This is a genomic window from Zobellia uliginosa (genome assembly GCF_018860745.1).
In the GTDB taxonomy this organism is placed as follows: Bacteria; Bacteroidota; Bacteroidia; order Flavobacteriales; family Flavobacteriaceae; genus Zobellia; species Zobellia uliginosa_B.
The window spans coordinates 521,451-537,250 of sequence record NZ_JAHKPY010000012.1 but is presented as its reverse complement, the minus strand read 5'-3'; the positions used below and the strand labels follow the sequence as shown (position 1 = coordinate 537,250).

Below are 15,800 nucleotides of genomic sequence, written 5' to 3'. Positions count from 1 at the left end.
AAGGAATAGGTGTTTGTTGAATTTAACCCAGTTTTTCTTTTAATACACTTTCCATATAATCTATATGGCTCAATGCTTTTTGAGTAAAATTATATAGACTTAAACTACGGTCTAGGTTTTGGTTTTCGTAAGCTACTTTATAATATATATTGTTATTGAGGTAATCCGTCAAAGCCCGTATTCCATGCAGAAAAGGCATGAGAACGGCACCCCAAGGTAGCATTTGAACTTCGTTTTTGGTTAAAAATGAACCATTGATCGCTAAGCCATCTATAAAAGCTTCAAATAGGTTTTTGTCAAAAACAATCTTATTATGGTTTTGTTCATCTTCTGCAGCGGTATTGGCTATAGTGCGTACGGCATCGCCAAAATCATAGAGAAAATAACCTTTCATAAGTGTATCCAAATCAATTAGACAAAGGGCCTTTTTTGTCTCTTTAGAAAAGAGAATATTGTTCAATTTGGTATCGTTATGGCAAACTCTTACGGGTAAGTTCTTTAAATCTAACGCTGTTAATTTCTCTAAAACCTCATTTGTGAATACAATCGCTTTTTCTGCAATCTCCAGTTTCTCAGGAGGTGCAGTTTTTATAGCGGATTTATATTGGTCTTGGCGTAAAGTAATGTCATGAAAGCGAGGAATGGTATCAACATAATCTTCTAAATCCGCCTGTTGCAAAAGTGAGTTAAATTTAGCGATTATTCTTCCGGCTTCAAAAGCAATATTGCTGTCTTCTGTAGTGTTATAAGCGGTGCTGCCGTTTATATACGTCATGACCCGCCAATGGTTGCCTATAGGTGAGATATAATGACTACCTCCAGTTTTTGGCGACACCAAAGTTATTCTGGTATAATCGTCTCCCTTTAAATATTTAAAAGCTTGTTGAATATTATTCATCAGCCCTTTTACATCGGTAAAGACAAGATGGTTTACCCGTTGTAAGATGTATAATGGGGTGGCAGCATCAAAAACCAAAAAGGTATCATTGATCAAACCGTCTGTTAACGGTTTGATCAAATACTCCATTTGAGGCAATGAAAAGTGCCCTAATAATTCATTAAGTTCTTCGCTAGAATACGTACTCATTATTTTTTTGGCCAAAGCGGAGAAGGGTACTTGCCCGCATCGGTCTTACCTTGTAGGTTGGCAACCGCTTTCTCACGATCACTGGCATAAGTTACGCCAAACCAATCACCACCAGATGGTACTACTTTTACTTTTATTTCGCCGGCCTGTAACATTTCCTGAACTGTCTTTGGAATGTAAAGCTCACTAGTTGTGGCTAGATTATCATCAGCAAGGAAAGTTCTGAATTCACTTTCGATTTTATCAAAAATTGAAGGTTGACAAACCCAGAAGTTCATACTTACTTGCTCTTCGCCTGTATATTCGTTGCCAGAATCAAGGTCTAGTACTTTACCGTCTTTTGGTTCAAGCTTTAAACGCTCGTCTACAGAAACTAAATCGTCTCCATTTACTTGGCAAACCCCTCTAGATACAGAACCATGTTCTGACAAGGTGTTTTTTAAAGTGTAACCCACAAGGGCAAAAGTATTGTCATTATTATGTTCACGTGCAAAATTAGCAGCGTTAGCGTAAGCTGATTGTCCGTAGAAATCATCTGCATTTAAAACGGCAAATGGTCCGTTTATCACGTTTCTTGCGGTCCAAACTGCATGTGCCGTACCCCAAGGTTTTTTACGCTCACCTGAAAAAGAACATCCTTCTGGTAAATCTGTAATTTCTTGAGCTAAAACGTCTAATTTAATGTTGGCAGGTAATTTAGGACGCAAATGGTCTTCGGCCAAAGAAACATTTTCCTTTTTAGTAATGAGGACTATATGGTCAAAACCGTTTTTAAGGGCATCATAAATACCAAATTCCATCAAAAATTCGCCGTTAGGGCCTAAATCATCAAATTGTTTCAGTTTTCCGTATCGGCTACCGCTACCAGCGGCCATTAATAATAAGGTCATGTCTTTAAGTTTTATAAGAGTGGCGCTAAAATAAGGTTTTCACATGAAAATTTGTAGGTCAATTCTATTTACATAACAATTTTTTGACATGTTGTTGATTGAGTCTTAGCTTCAATCTGGGTTACAAGAAGGTACTTCTTTCCATAAGCTGCTAGTGTAGACGGATTTTGACGATGCTTAAATAGGTTTGGAATGTACGTTGTGCAGGTAGTAAGAAAAGGCTTGAACGAAAACCGATGATCATTAAATCAATTCCTAAGTCGGTTTTTGGTTTCGTCAAGGATTTCAATAACTCTTTCTTTTAAGCTTGTTGGTTCAATTATTTCGGCATAATCACCAAACATCAAATACCATCTGGGAAAAGCTTGAAATACATCTTGCGTCATAAAGGTCATTATAACTTTGTCTTTTTTGATATCTTGAGATACAAATCCGTACTGCTTTCTTGTTGCTGAAATATAACGAGCAATACTTTTGTCAACAGAAATAATGATTTTGGTTTTCTCTTGGTCGGCTCCATTATTTAAGTGATCATCTAACATTCCGTGCTCTAGCGTAAAAGGCTTGTCCGTTCTTGTGATGCTCAACATTCTATCCGTTCTAAATTGTCTGTAATCGTTTCTGATATGACAATAGCTTAGTACATACCAAAAGTTGTTCTCATGAAAAAGTCCTACAGGTTCAATAAAACGGTCAGATGGTTTTTCTGAATTTAGAGAATGATATTTTAGAAATACCTGTTTCTTATCTGCAATACTTTCAAATAGAATCTCTAGAGCGTTGGGAATATTTTCATCAAAGGGAGTTTCAGATGGGTCAATCAATACTTGTGCTTCCAAAGTGGAAATCCAATCTTTTTCCTTTCCCTTTAAAACCGACTTTACTTTATACATTGCCGATTTATGGTGAGAGCCTAGTGAGGTATCGGTAAATTTTTGCATCAATTTTTCTGCAGCTACAAAGCTTCCGGCTTCTTCACGGGTAAACATTACGGGAGGAAGACGATAGCCTTCCATAATAGAATATCCTACGCCAGCTTCACTGATAATGGGTACGCCCGATGCTTCTAAGGAGCGAATATCTCGGTAGATGGTACGCAGGCTAACTTCAAAACGATTAGCTAATTCTTGAGCCTTTACTATTCTTTTTGATTGCAATTGAATTAATATAGCTACTATGCGGTCAAATCTGTTAATGGTGTCCAAACCCATAAGAGTGCGGTATATATTCCAAAGATAAAACTTCAGAGACTGACCTGAAAAATATCGGAATTTCATTTTTTTAGCTGTTAAGATGTCTTTTCCAAGAACAAAGAAAAAGTTGTAGGGTGACAACAGCCTGTCAGTAGATAATTCTTATAATGCATTATTCCGCTCTTAAGGAGGAATCCCTGACCACTAATGTGGTTTTTATTTCAACAGTTTTAGTAATGACATCGTTAGATGGATTTTCAATTTCATCAATAAGGTATTTTACGGAAGTACGGCCAATTTTATCACCAGGCTGGTCTACAGTGGTTAATTCCGGTTGAATGATTTTCGAGTTTGCCGAATTACTAAAACCTACGACGGCTATCTCTTCAGGAATTTTCACTTTGAATTTATTGAGGGCTTTAATGGCTCCAATAGCAGCATTATCCGTAATGGCAAAAATAGCATCGGGCCGTTTTTTCATACTTAAGAGAATATTGGCGAGGCGCCTACCATGAATAAGTGAAATGTCTTCTGTACTTAAAATAATCTTTTCTCTTATGCGAAGGCCGTAGTGTTCCAAAGCTCTAATGTAACCGGCATATCGTTTCTCTGAATTATATGAATTTTCAGTTTCTTTGATGATGGCAATGCGTTTCTTGCCCAGTTCAATAAGGTGTTCTACAGCATTAAAGGCAGCCTCTTCTTCATCAATAACAATCTGGGTGCAGGGTATTTTCTGAGATACCTTATCAAACAATACAATGGGTACACGGTTTAGGGTTCTTAGTACATCTTCAATTTTCGTAGTTTTTTTAGTAAGTGACATTAAAATACCATCTACCCCAAATTGGGTCATGGTATTCAACATTTCTGTTTGTTTGGTTTCGCTATTGTTAGATTCAGAGATAATTACCCGATATCCTAGTATCTCTGCTTCTTCTAAAATTCCTTTTAGGATGGTAGATGTGAAGTAATGGGAAATGTTAGGAACCACAACACCAATAATATTGGTCTTTTGAGACCTAAAACTTCTAGCGAACAAATTAGGGGAATAGTTCATTTGTCGGGCCAGATTATTAACATTTTGTTTTGTAGTTGCATTTATATCAGGGTGGTCATTGAGCGCTCTGGAAACCGTGGATATTGAAAGGTTTAATTCTCTGGCTAAATCCTTTAATGTGGTGTTGTGCTTCTTGCTCATAATTTAAAAAAGGTGTTGATTTTCAGTACAATGCAAATTTATTTATGATAAAATTAGGAATTGTAAACGTTTGCGGTAACGTTTGCATATCAAATTTGCAATTTTTTTGTCGAAATAATATGATATTCCGATAGTTTTGGTCCTGTATTAACAAATTAATAATAACTCAAGTTCACTCAACATTTAAAAACTACAATTATGAAGAAAGTTATTTTTGCGGTAATCGGTCTTCTTTTAAGTACTGGAGCATTTGCCCAGACTGGAATTTCCGGTACCATTACGGACAGTGCCGGGGAACCTATACCGGGAGCGAATATTATAATAGCAGGGAGTACTTCTGGTACCACATCTGACTTTGATGGTAATTACACATTCTCAACAGACCTGGAAGGCAGCCAAATATTAAGAACATCATATCTAGGTTTTACTACCCTAGATAAGCAAGTAGATTTGACTGGTACGGATATAACGGTAGATTTTGTCCTACAAGAAGGTGGTCAGCAATTGGATGAGGTAGTTTTGACTGCTTCCAGTACGTTCAGGTCTCAGAAACAGGCACCTTTATCTATTAGTTCGGTAAAGATGAAAGAGATTACCAAACTATCGGCTAACAGTCAGGCAGATATTTTAAGAAGTGTACCAGGTATTACCGCTGAAGGTGGTGGTGGTGAAACGGCTACTAATGTATTCGTAAGAGGTCTTCCTTCTGGTGGTCAATATGTGTTCAACCCGTTACAATACGATGGGATGCCATTAATGAGTACGTTTGGTCTTAACTCTTCTGCTCATGATGTTTATGCCAGACCCGATATTGGCTTTAAAGGAGTGGAATTTGTTCGTGGTGGTTCTGCCATCTTATACGGTGCAGGTTCTGTAGCGGGTATCATTAATTATACAAGTAAAACGGGAGACACCAATCCTGGTAACGTTATAAACCTTGAAGTTGCCAATATGGGGCGTTTAAAAACAGATTTCTATACAGGTGGCCAATTGGGTGGTGAAGATTCTAATACCTACTATGCGTTTACTGGTTTTGTAAGACATGACCGTGGCCCAATAGATACAGGTTTGCCTACAAAAGGGGTACAGTTCAGGGCTAATATCAAGAAAAAGTTTGATAAAGGAACGTTTACCGTACATGGTCAGTTTATAAATGATAAGGCACAGTTCTACCTTCCTATTCCTTTATCAGGTGGAAGCAGAGAGCGTTTAGCGGGAAATGATGGAGAACCGGTAGAGCAGTTATTGACAGGGGAATTGGCAAATACTTCTTTCCTTACGCCAGGTGGTACCTATAACAGTCCAATTGCAGATGGAGTTTCTACGACCGGCGGTTATCTTTTAGCTGATTTTGACTATAGATTTGCAGATGACCTTAGGTTTAAGTCCAAAGTAAAATATGCTAACTACAAGCACAACTTTGCTTTGTATGTTGGAGGAAACGGAGACAACGGAAACCCTATTACATTAGATAATTATGTAGCTAGTATAGCTCCTGACAATCAAGGGTACACAGCTCGCTATCAGAGCGGAAATCCTAATTCCCAGATAAATGGATCTGATCTGGTTATAGATAACCTTCACGTAGACCGTTTAAGACCAATGACCGATTACTCAGGAGAGGCATCCTTGACTAAGTCTATTGAAACTATGAATGGCGGGAGTCATAACGTAACCTTGGGTACTTTTATAGCACGTACGGAGGCTGAAGATGTTAACTACCAATATCGTGTTTTATCTGAATTCAACAATGCACCAAGATTGGTGAACTTGAATTATGCAGATGCTGGAGGAAATAATGTCGTATATTCAGAAGGTGGTTTGTACAACCGTATCGGTCAAACTTCAAATAACTTCTTGTCTCAAAACAGGTTAGCCTTCTACTTAACGGACGAGATGATTTTTGATAGATGGCGTTTTGACGTTGGTTTTAGATATGAACATACAGATGGTGAAAATGCCAAAGGTGGAATATCTAGTGCAACAGTTTATGATAACCCAGAGTTGACTACGGCATTGAGCGATGTGCAAACTGCAGACGGTAGTTTCATTAGATCTTCTATAGAAGCATCTGGATGGGCAGTTTCTTTTGCAGGTCTTTATGAATTGAGCGATGTAACCAATTTATATGCTAACTTTTCCAAAGGATATTTCTTTCCACAAATTAGAGGTTTTGCTCCGGTAGCAGGTATTTCTGAAAATGCTTATGATCCTGAAAATATTATTCAATTTGAAGCCGGGGCTAAATTTGGTTCTTCTAAATTCTCTGGATCTGTTGCTGCTTATTATGTAGCTTTAAAAGACAGAATTAAAATACAGCAAGCTATTGTTGGTGGTCAGTTAATTGATGAGACCCGTTCTGAGCAGGATACTAGAACTATAGGTTTGGAAGCTACTGGTGACTATCGCGTAGCTAGCAATTTTAATCTTCGTGGTACGGTTACTTACCAAGGTCATGAAATTACTAAAAACACAGATTTTGATTTGGTGAACGGGACTTCTTCCGAGGCTAACGTGGGCAATGAATTGGCAAGACAGCCTAACTTTTTAGGTTCACTGGGGGCTTATTACGATAACAGTAAGTTCGATGCTAATTTTGGTTTCAACTACACGGGTAGTAAATTCTCTTCTGATGTAAATGATATAGAATTGGACGCCATTCCAATCGGTAGGTTAGGTGCAGGTTATACTTTTGGTACGCCAGAAGAAAACCAGAGCGTTCGTCTTGGTTTTTCCGTCTTCAATCTTTTTGATAGTGATGGTATTACAGAAGGTAACCCAAGAGCGGGTGCAGCCGGACAGAGCGAATCTGAGTTCTTTGTAGGTCGTCCTATCCTTCCCAGAAGGTTTTTCTTGACAGCGACTTTCAACTTCTAAAAACGATTTGGAGTTAGTTAAAGTTCAGTTTAATCAGTTTTTAATTAAATACACATTGGTGGTGGCTTGCTGCCAATGTGATTTATCCTTAAGTATATTATGAAAGAAGATATAATCAATAGGGCAAAAGACGTTTTAGATGCCAATTTTCAAGAAGGAGGTTTTACTATTCCTAGTAAAGGTCTTTATCCGTTTCAATGGAAATGGGATAGTGGTTTTATTGCAATAGGCCTTGCTCATTATAATACAGATCACGCAAAAAAAGAAATAGAGACTTTGTTGAATGCGCAATGGGATAATGGTTTTATACCACACATTGTTTTTCATACGGATGATGATTCCTATTTTCCGGGCCATGATTTTCATAGGTCGGATTTGCATCCGCTTTCTTCAAAGAAATATAAGTCTACAGGCATGACCCAACCCCCTGTTACTGGGTTTATTCTACAGGATATGCTCAATATTGTAGATGATAAAGAAGATATGCTCAACTTTATTGAAGAGCAGATAGATAAAGTGTATGATAACCATGTTTATTTCTATGAAAACCGTGATCCTCAAAACGAAGGTCTGGTATATATTTATCACAACTGGGAATCTGGTACGGACAATTCACCGGTATGGGATGATATTTGGAATACCATGAATCCGCCAGAATATACTTTTGAGCGAAAAGATACGACCCATGTAGATGCATCTCAACGGCCTTCTAAGAGAGAATATGACCACTATTTATATATCATAGATATTGCCAAGCAAAACAATTATGATGATGCCAAGATAGCCGAACTTTCCCCCTTCTTGGTGCAAGATCCTTTATTCAATGCCATGCTCATAAAGTCAAACCAAGCATTAATTAATTTATATGGATTAATTGGGGGAAACGAGGATAAAATAAAGAGACTCCTTAATTGGCAGTCAAAGAGTATTAAATGCTTCAATGAAAAATTATTTGATTCAGAATTAGGAGCTTATGTACACTATGATTTAAGAAATGAAAGAGCCATACGCCATATTACTTCTTCATCATTTTCTCCTTTTTTCGCTAATATTCCAAATGCAGAAAGAGCTAAGACTTTAGTACAAACTATGATGGATAAATTTGGCGGTGAGGATAAATATTTATGCGCTTCCTTTGATCCAACAGATGAACGTTTTAATCCTAGAAAGTACTGGAGAGGTCCGGTTTGGATTAATATGAATTGGATGCTTTATATAGGGCTTAAAAACTATGGCTTTACAAATATGGCGTCGCAAATTAGAAAAGATAGTATCGAGTTGATCGAGAGATACGGCTTTTTTGAATATTTTGATTGTAGGAAGGATACCGGCGACGAAAAATCAACAGGTTATGGAGGCGACAACTTCTCATGGAGTGCAGCACTTATAATAGACCTGCTAAAGGGTTAGGTCAAATACGTTTTTGTGAGGATTAGGATTTCTAAGTGTTCGTATAACCAGCCCAGTTGGTTAGCGTTAATTAGTTGCTAGTTGTTGAGCTGTTCAATTCTCATTTTGACTCAAAATGGCGGTAAATTGTAATGTGTTGTTCAATTTCCGCCGTTTGAGTCTATAATTTAATATTTGTAAGGTATTTCTTCTATATTTTGCAGTTGTAAATAGTTGCATAACAACTAGGCAGTAAAATATATTGATAGAATTGGAATAAAAATATAAGGTACCAAACCAAAAGTATATACACTCATGAATTATTTGGATTATATCATAATCGTTTTTTACCTCGTAGGTTTTTTGGGGCTTGGTTTTCTTTTTAAAGAAAACAGTTCAGGAGGTGATTATTTCTTAGGGGGAAGAAAAACATCTTGGTTACCACTGAGTCTTTCCGCCATGGCAACGCAGCTTTCGGCAATTAGTTTTATTTCTGCTCCCGCATTTGTAGGTCTTAAGGATGGAGGTGGTATGCAATGGCTTACCTATGAATTAGGAGTGCCATTGGCTATGGCATTTTTGTTAGTGGCGGTATTACCAACACTTTATAAATCTGGGATTGTTAGTGTTTATGAATATTTGGAAACACGTTTTGATGCCTCATCTCGTTTATTGATCAGTTTTGTTTTTCAGATAAGTAGGTCAGTGGCCACAGGCGTAATGGTGTATACCATGGCGTTAATTCTACAGGCTACTATTCAATTGGATTTTTGGATATCGGTTTTGATTATTGGAGTTATCACTATGATTTATTCTTTTCAAGGAGGTATGAAAGCTGTTATTTGGGGAGATGTTATACAAATGAGTATTTTGTTTATTGGTATAATTATATGTCTTTTTTACGGCTTTAGTGAGCTTGGTGGTTTAGACAATTTTTTAGCCAATGTAGATCATAATCGTATTACTGCCGTTGACTTTAATAAATGGGGTTTTAATAATGCGGATGGCAGTGATGAATTTGGCTTTTGGCCAATGGTCATTGGTGGTTTCTTTTTATACGCATCATATTACGGTACGGACCAGACGCAATCACAACGTTTATTGTCCTCTAGCAGTATGCCCAACCTAAAGAAACTTATGATGGCAAATGGTCTGTTAAGATTTCCATTTACGCTCACTTATTGTATTATGGGGTTGGTTTTGGGTACTTTGTTAATGCAGGATTTAGGTTTTCAAGATCAGATGGAAACGGTCTATCAAGCTAATATTTCTTCTTTGGAAGGCAAGAAAGCCGATCTCTTGGTGCCGGTTTTTATAATAAAATATTTGCCCAACGGAATAATTGGTATTTTAATCGTAGCTATTATGTCCGCAGCAATGTCTACTTTGAGCTCTACGGTAAACTCTTTGTCTGCGGTAACTATGGAAGATTTTGTAAAAAGGTTCAAGCCAGATATGGCAGATAGACAATATATGTCTTATTCTAGAATACTTTCTATTTTCTGGGGCCTGGTCTGTTTGTTCTTTGCATTTTTTGCAGGTAATATAGAGGGTACTGTTATTGAAGTTATCAATAAAATAAGCTCGGTCTTTTATGGACCTATTTTGGCGGCTTTCATCTTAGCTATTTTAACAAAAAGAACGCACGCGCTTGGTGCGAACATTGGTATTATTGCTGGTGTATTGTTCAATATTTATCTTTGGTTGTATGTGCCGTCGATCTTTTGGTTCTGGTGGAATGCCCTAGGTTGTATGGTAACTATTCTTGTTGCACTTGCGGTAAGTTATACGGTCAAAAGAACAGTAAATGAAGGTCTTGAAGTCGTGTATTATTCAGGTAAGAAGGAGGTAGCTATTTTAGTAGGTTATTTTGTCATCATTCTTTGTGCTTGTATGTTATTACCTTCGGTATTTCAATAAAACTAGATATATGAAAATTATAATCGCTCCAGATAAATTTAAGGGTTCACTTAGCGGTTTTGAGTTCTGTTCTGCTGTAGAGGAAGGACTGCAACATGTCATTAATAATGCCACAATCGTGAAAATGCCTTTGGCAGATGGGGGCGATGGAACTATTGATGTGGTGAAGCATTACATTGATGGTGAAAAAATAACTATTACCGTAAACGACCCCTTGTTTAGTCCTATTAGCGCTTCCTATTTATATGCTGCGAAAAACAAGATAGCTTATATAGAAATGGCCGAAGCCTCCGGACTAAAATTATTGCAGGATACAGATAGGAACTGTATGAAGACCACCACCTTTGGTACGGGAGAACTTATTGCAGATGCGCTAGAAAGAGGAGCCAAGGAAATTATTTTAGGTATTGGAGGAAGCGCTACCAATGATGGTGGCATGGGTATGGCCAATGCTCTTGGGTATAAGTTTAGAGCTGATTTTAGCTTGGATCTAGAACCTATTGGAAGTAATTTGGTCAAGGTAAGAAGTATAGATGCTTCTAACGTACACCCGTTGTTATCAGAAGCTAAATTTAAAATTGCTTGTGATGTTTCTAATACCTTTTATGGAAAAAATGGCGCGGCAAAAATTTATGCCGCACAAAAAGGGGCTTCCCAAGAAGAAATAGAGATTTTAGATAAAGGTCTAAAAAGTTTTGCCACAGTTATTTCGGATACCTATAATATTAAGGTTCAAAAAATTAAAGGTTCCGGAGCAGCAGGAGGAATTGGAGGAGGAGCCATTGTATTCTTGCGGGGAGAACTAACATCGGGTATTGACCTGGTAAAAGAATTAGCACATTTTGATGAGGCCATTTCAGATGCCGATTGGATTATTACGGGAGAAGGTCAGTTAGATGAGCAAACCTTGTCCGGTAAGACTATAAATGGTGTGGTCAACTCTGCAAAGAAATATAAGGTTCCTGTGGCCGCGCTGTGTGGTTCGGTTTCAATAACTATAGAACAGCAGGAAAAGTTTGGGCTGGCATATGTCAATTCAATAATTAGGGGTATTTCTACTTTGCCAGAAGCAATGGCTTCCAGTTATGCGAATCTGGTTAACGCCGCATATAATTTTGCCAAGTTGATAAAATGATTTTTTAATTCAATTGTTGTAATCTATTGCTATTATTGGGTTTAGCTTAGTTAGCCAAAATAATAAAAGTTCTAAAATTTTACTACTGACAAACCGCTGTCACCAGTCACTTTTACATTTGTTCTATTAATAATACGAATATAAAAAATGTAAATTATGAACACCGGAGTCTCATCTACAGAAAAAGTGGCACAAGTAATTCTTTCATCCGAACTATTGGCCCATTGGCAAGGTCATAGAGCGCTTACACGAAAACTAATAGAAAAATTCCCAGAGAAGGATTTCTTTGAATATTCTATTGGCGGCATGCGCACCTTTGCAGAAATGATCCAAGAACTGTTAAGTATTGGCGGGCCGGGTACCAAAGAGATTGTAACAGGCGTAACTACGGTTCAAAATGAACACATTGCACATGGTAATAGTAAACAAAAAGTGTTGGAACTATGGGATAAAGAAACCAAGGAAATCAATGAAAACTGGTCAAAAATAAATATAAGTAGGTTTCATGAAGAAATCAAAAGCTTCGGTCTTTATGAGGGTACGGTACAATCTGCTATTCTTTATTTCATAGATAATGAAATTCATCATAGAGGTCAAGGTTACGTATATCTGCGTTCGTTGAATATTGAACCACCTATGTTTTGGGACAGAAATACACTTTAAAATTTTAATCATGACCGTATTGGTATTCAGAACATCGGTATTAAGAAGTAAGCAGATAAAAAGATTGAAACCATTATTGAATCAATTGATAAAACCGGAAGGAAAATGGAATTTTGACTTGGAGGATTGTGACAATATCCTCCGGGTCGAAACCCATAAATGTCCAACTATGGTAACTTCACTTTTAAAAAATCAAGGTTTTATTTGTGAGGAGCTTTAACCGTTCTATACGTCTCTTAAATTCCGATACCTGACAATTATCATATTTTAAGCTATTGAACAGAACTAAGTTTGTATTAAACAAGATACGATCTATGTGCAGTTTAGTTCAAAAATATAATGTTGCGGGTCCCAGATACACTAGTTACCCAACTGTTCCTTACTGGAATATGGATACTTTTTCGAGCAAGAAATGGCAATCTAGCTTAATTCAAAGTTTTAAGGAAAGTAATGCCAAAGAGGGCATAAGTCTATATATACATCTACCTTTTTGTGAGAGTATGTGTACGTTTTGTGGTTGTCACAAACGTATTACGCAAAGACATGAGGTAGAGGAGCCGTACATACGGTCGGTTTTAAAAGAATGGAAGTTATATTGTGATTTATTCAATGAGCGTCCTATTATCAAAGAATTACACCTGGGAGGTGGTACACCCACTTTTTTCTCGCCTCAGCATCTAAAAAACCTGATCAAGGGTATTTTTAGCATAGCCAAAAGGGCGGAAAACTATGAATTTAGTTTTGAAGGGCACCCCAACAATACAACCAAAGAACATTTACAAGCTTTATACGATGTAGGTTTTAGACGCGTTAGTTTTGGTGTGCAAGATTATAATGTAAAAGTACAACAGGCTATACACCGCATTCAACCCTTTGCCAACGTAAAGAATGTTACGGAATGGGCTAGGCAGATTGGGTATACGTCCATAGGTCACGATATAATTTTTGGTTTACCTTTTCAAAAGGAAGAGCATGTTCGTGAAACTATTTTGCGCACCAAAGAACTTAGACCGGATCGCTTGGCGTTTTATAGCTACGCACACGTACCTTGGTTAAAAGGAAACGGACAAAGAGGTTATAAAGATGCCGATTTGCCAACTGCCGATGAAAAACGACAACAATATGAAACTGGTAAAGCCCTATTGGCAGAAGTGGGCTATCATGAAATTGGTATGGACCATTTTGCGCTTACTACGGATACGCTTTACAAATCTATGGAATCAGGTAGTTTACATCGTAATTTCATGGGGTATACAGCATCAAAAACTCAGGCTATGATTGGTTTGGGAGCTTCAAGTATTAGTGATAGTTGGTATGGTTTTGCCCAAAATGTAAAAGGAATTGAGGAATACCGGCATCTAGTGGAAAATGATGTTATTCCTGTGTATAGAGGGCACATATTAACGGATGAAGACCGAGCAATAAGAAAACACATCCTAAATTTAATGTGTGGGTTTAAGACCTCGTGGACCAATGAGAATCTTCGTATCCAAAGAATAGAAGAGGTAACGGAGCGGTTAAAAGAAATGGAACAGGATGCTTTGCTCATAGTTTCTGAAGATGGTATAAAGGTTACGGAAAAAGGCCGCCCGTTTATAAGAAATATTTGTATGGCATTTGATGTACTTTTACATACAAAAGAACCAGAAAAAAGACTATTTTCAATGACAGTTTAAATACATGCCCTAATCTTATATAAAATAGAAATATTATGAAAAAAATTATAGTACCTCTAGATTTTTCCGAACAGTCTGAAAATGCACTTAAAGTTGCTGTTTCCCTTGCTGAAAAGCATGGCTCCGAGATATTGGCCTTGCATATGTTAGAACTTAATCAGGCTATGATAACTTCTACAGAAGGTTTTCACCCGGAACAAACCGTTTTTCTAATAAAATTGGCTGAAAAAAGATTCAATGAATTTTTAAAAAAGCCTTACCTGGAAGGCGTTAAGGTTACACCTATTATTAAACACTACAAAGTATTTAGTGAAGTAAATGAAATTGCTGCCGAGCATAAAGCGGAACTTATCGTTATGGGTTCTCATGGCTCTGATGGACTTGAAGAAATTTTTATTGGTTCCAATGCTGAGAAGGTAGTACGTAATGCTGAAATTCCTGTGTTAGTAATCAAAAATGAAATACCGGATTTCAAAATCAATCGTTTTGTATTTGCATCTGATTTTAGAGAAGAAAGTATTGTTGCTTTTGACAAAGCCAAAAAATTTGCTGATATGTTAAAAGCTGAATTGGACTTGGTTTACATTAATACACCTGGCGATGATTTCTTAAGTTCCGGTGATATTTATACACGTATTAATAGTTTTATAGGTAAAGTAAATCAGGCCTTGCAAGTTGAAATATATAATGATTATAGTGTGGAACGAGGTGTTCTGAATTATAGCGAAAATAATAGTGCCGATGCAATAGGTATCTCTACTCACGGCCGTAAGGGCTTGGCCCATTTCTTTATGGGTAGTATTGGCGAAGATGTTGTTAACCATTCTAAAATACCAGTGGTGACCTTTAAAATATAGATGCACTTAAACTACGCAACTATGGGCGGGACGTTTTATACGTGCCGCCCTTTTTTTGTTCTAGAAATAAAGAAATGATTGTTTTGCCCATTTTTAACCTCGCTGTAAAATAGCGCTCTCTAATCCTACTTTTTTAACGTAGATACCCTGTTAATTTAGTACCCTTTTCTACTATTAAAAAAACTCCGTGACTTGTCTGGCATCTTATGCTGACAGAGCTTTTTACTAGGTCATTTTTTGAATTTACAACTTTCATGGAACCCTTGTTTCAATAAAAAATTAAAATAAAGGACAATTTTATCCTTTTTATATCTAAACCTGATGTATATCATGTTTTTGACTGCGCTTACCACATACATTTGCCACATAAATTAATTTTTAAACCGCTTAAAATGAAAATTATAAATAGAAGTGTCGTAATTTTTTTTTCGCTCCTACTTATGGCATGTGGAGGCAAAGAAGAAAAGAAGAAAGAAGGATTTAGCGTAAATCGTGAAAAATCCAAAACAGAGAAACCGGCAGAAGCTGTTCCGGCCACAAGTACGGTTCCGGCATCCAAACGCGTGGATTTGGAAAACAAAGGGGTAGGACCAATCACTTCATTGGCGTTAGCTCCGGATATTGATGAGGCATTGGCCAAAAAAGGGGAGGAAATTTATACTCAAATGTGTTTGGCCTGTCACCGGGTGGATAAGAAATTCATTGGTCCAGCTCCAACGGGAATTTTAGAAAGACGTAGTCCGGAATGGGTAATGAACATGATTTTAAATCCTGAGGTTATGGTTAAGGAAGATCCCTTGGCAAAAGAGCTTATGGCAGAATTTAACGGCGCTCCAATGGCCAACCAAGGATTAACACAAGAGCAAGCTCGTAGTGTAGTTGAGTTTTTTAGAACCTTAAAATAAAACAAAA

General features: G+C 37.2%; 13 protein-coding genes. 9 read left to right on the top strand and 4 right to left on the bottom strand.

What is annotated here, in order from left to right; translation table 11 throughout:
• Positions 1 to 22: 22 nt before the first annotated feature.
• The 4 genes from KO521_RS13775 to KO521_RS13760 form a co-directional block, all read right to left on the bottom strand.
• Positions 23 to 1,087 (bottom strand): phosphotransferase enzyme family protein, encoded by a 1,065-nt coding sequence (locus KO521_RS13775; RefSeq protein WP_215940467.1) that lies wholly within the window; start codon positions 1,085 to 1,087, stop codon positions 23 to 25.
• On the bottom strand, positions 1,087 to 1,977 hold the full coding sequence (locus tag KO521_RS13770) for a nucleotidyltransferase family protein (protein ID WP_194528839.1): 891 nt from the start codon (positions 1,975 to 1,977) through the stop codon (positions 1,087 to 1,089). Before KO521_RS13770 ends, KO521_RS13775 begins: the two co-directional genes overlap by 1 nt.
• A gap of 248 nt (positions 1,978 to 2,225) precedes the next feature.
• Positions 2,226 to 3,188, bottom strand: coding sequence for a helix-turn-helix transcriptional regulator (locus KO521_RS13765; protein WP_215940715.1), 963 nt, complete (start codon positions 3,186 to 3,188; stop codon positions 2,226 to 2,228).
• A 154-nt stretch (positions 3,189 to 3,342) separates the two neighbouring features.
• Positions 3,343 to 4,371, bottom strand: a complete 1,029-nt coding sequence (locus KO521_RS13760) for a LacI family DNA-binding transcriptional regulator (protein ID WP_215940466.1) — start codon at positions 4,369 to 4,371, stop codon at positions 3,343 to 3,345.
• Between the two features lie 198 nt (positions 4,372 to 4,569).
• On the opposite strand from KO521_RS13760, the gene KO521_RS13755 reads away from it, so the two are divergent.
• The 9 genes from KO521_RS13755 to KO521_RS13715 all read left to right on the top strand — a co-directional run bounded on the left by KO521_RS13755 (position 4,570) and on the right by KO521_RS13715 (position 15,793).
• Positions 4,570 to 7,248 carry a TonB-dependent receptor domain-containing protein gene (locus tag KO521_RS13755; RefSeq protein WP_215940465.1) on the top strand — a complete coding sequence of 893 codons (2,679 nt, stop codon included), beginning with the start codon at positions 4,570 to 4,572 and terminating at the stop codon, positions 7,246 to 7,248.
• Between the two features lie 99 nt (positions 7,249 to 7,347).
• Entirely contained in the window at positions 7,348 to 8,658 is a 1,311-nt protein-coding gene (locus KO521_RS13750) for an MGH1-like glycoside hydrolase domain-containing protein (RefSeq protein ID WP_215940464.1), read from the top strand.
• Between the two features lie 294 nt (positions 8,659 to 8,952).
• Positions 8,953 to 10,557 carry a sodium:solute symporter gene (locus tag KO521_RS13745; RefSeq protein WP_215940463.1) on the top strand — a complete coding sequence of 535 codons (1,605 nt, stop codon included), beginning with the start codon at positions 8,953 to 8,955 and terminating at the stop codon, positions 10,555 to 10,557.
• Positions 10,558 to 10,567: 10 nt separating this feature from the next.
• Positions 10,568 to 11,692 (top strand): glycerate kinase, encoded by a 1,125-nt coding sequence (locus KO521_RS13740; protein WP_215940462.1) that lies wholly within the window; start codon positions 10,568 to 10,570, stop codon positions 11,690 to 11,692.
• A 156-nt stretch (positions 11,693 to 11,848) separates the two neighbouring features.
• Positions 11,849 to 12,355, top strand: a complete 507-nt coding sequence (locus KO521_RS13735; protein WP_215940461.1) for a DinB family protein — start codon at positions 11,849 to 11,851, stop codon at positions 12,353 to 12,355.
• A 10-nt stretch (positions 12,356 to 12,365) separates the two neighbouring features.
• Positions 12,366 to 12,575, top strand: a complete 210-nt coding sequence (locus KO521_RS13730) for a hypothetical protein (protein WP_252730067.1) — start codon at positions 12,366 to 12,368, stop codon at positions 12,573 to 12,575.
• Positions 12,576 to 12,669: 94 nt separating this feature from the next.
• Complete coding sequence (gene hemN / locus KO521_RS13725; RefSeq protein ID WP_215940460.1) at positions 12,670 to 14,031, top strand: oxygen-independent coproporphyrinogen III oxidase; 1,362 nt, start codon at positions 12,670 to 12,672, stop codon at positions 14,029 to 14,031.
• A gap of 35 nt (positions 14,032 to 14,066) precedes the next feature.
• A complete protein-coding gene (locus tag KO521_RS13720; protein ID WP_215940459.1) occupies positions 14,067 to 14,888 on the top strand; it encodes a universal stress protein in 822 nt (273 codons plus the stop codon).
• Between the two features lie 392 nt (positions 14,889 to 15,280).
• Positions 15,281 to 15,793: a c-type cytochrome gene (locus KO521_RS13715; RefSeq protein WP_215940458.1), complete on the top strand. Its 513-nt coding sequence runs from the start codon at positions 15,281 to 15,283 to the stop codon at positions 15,791 to 15,793.
• Positions 15,794 to 15,800 lie beyond the last annotated feature (7 nt).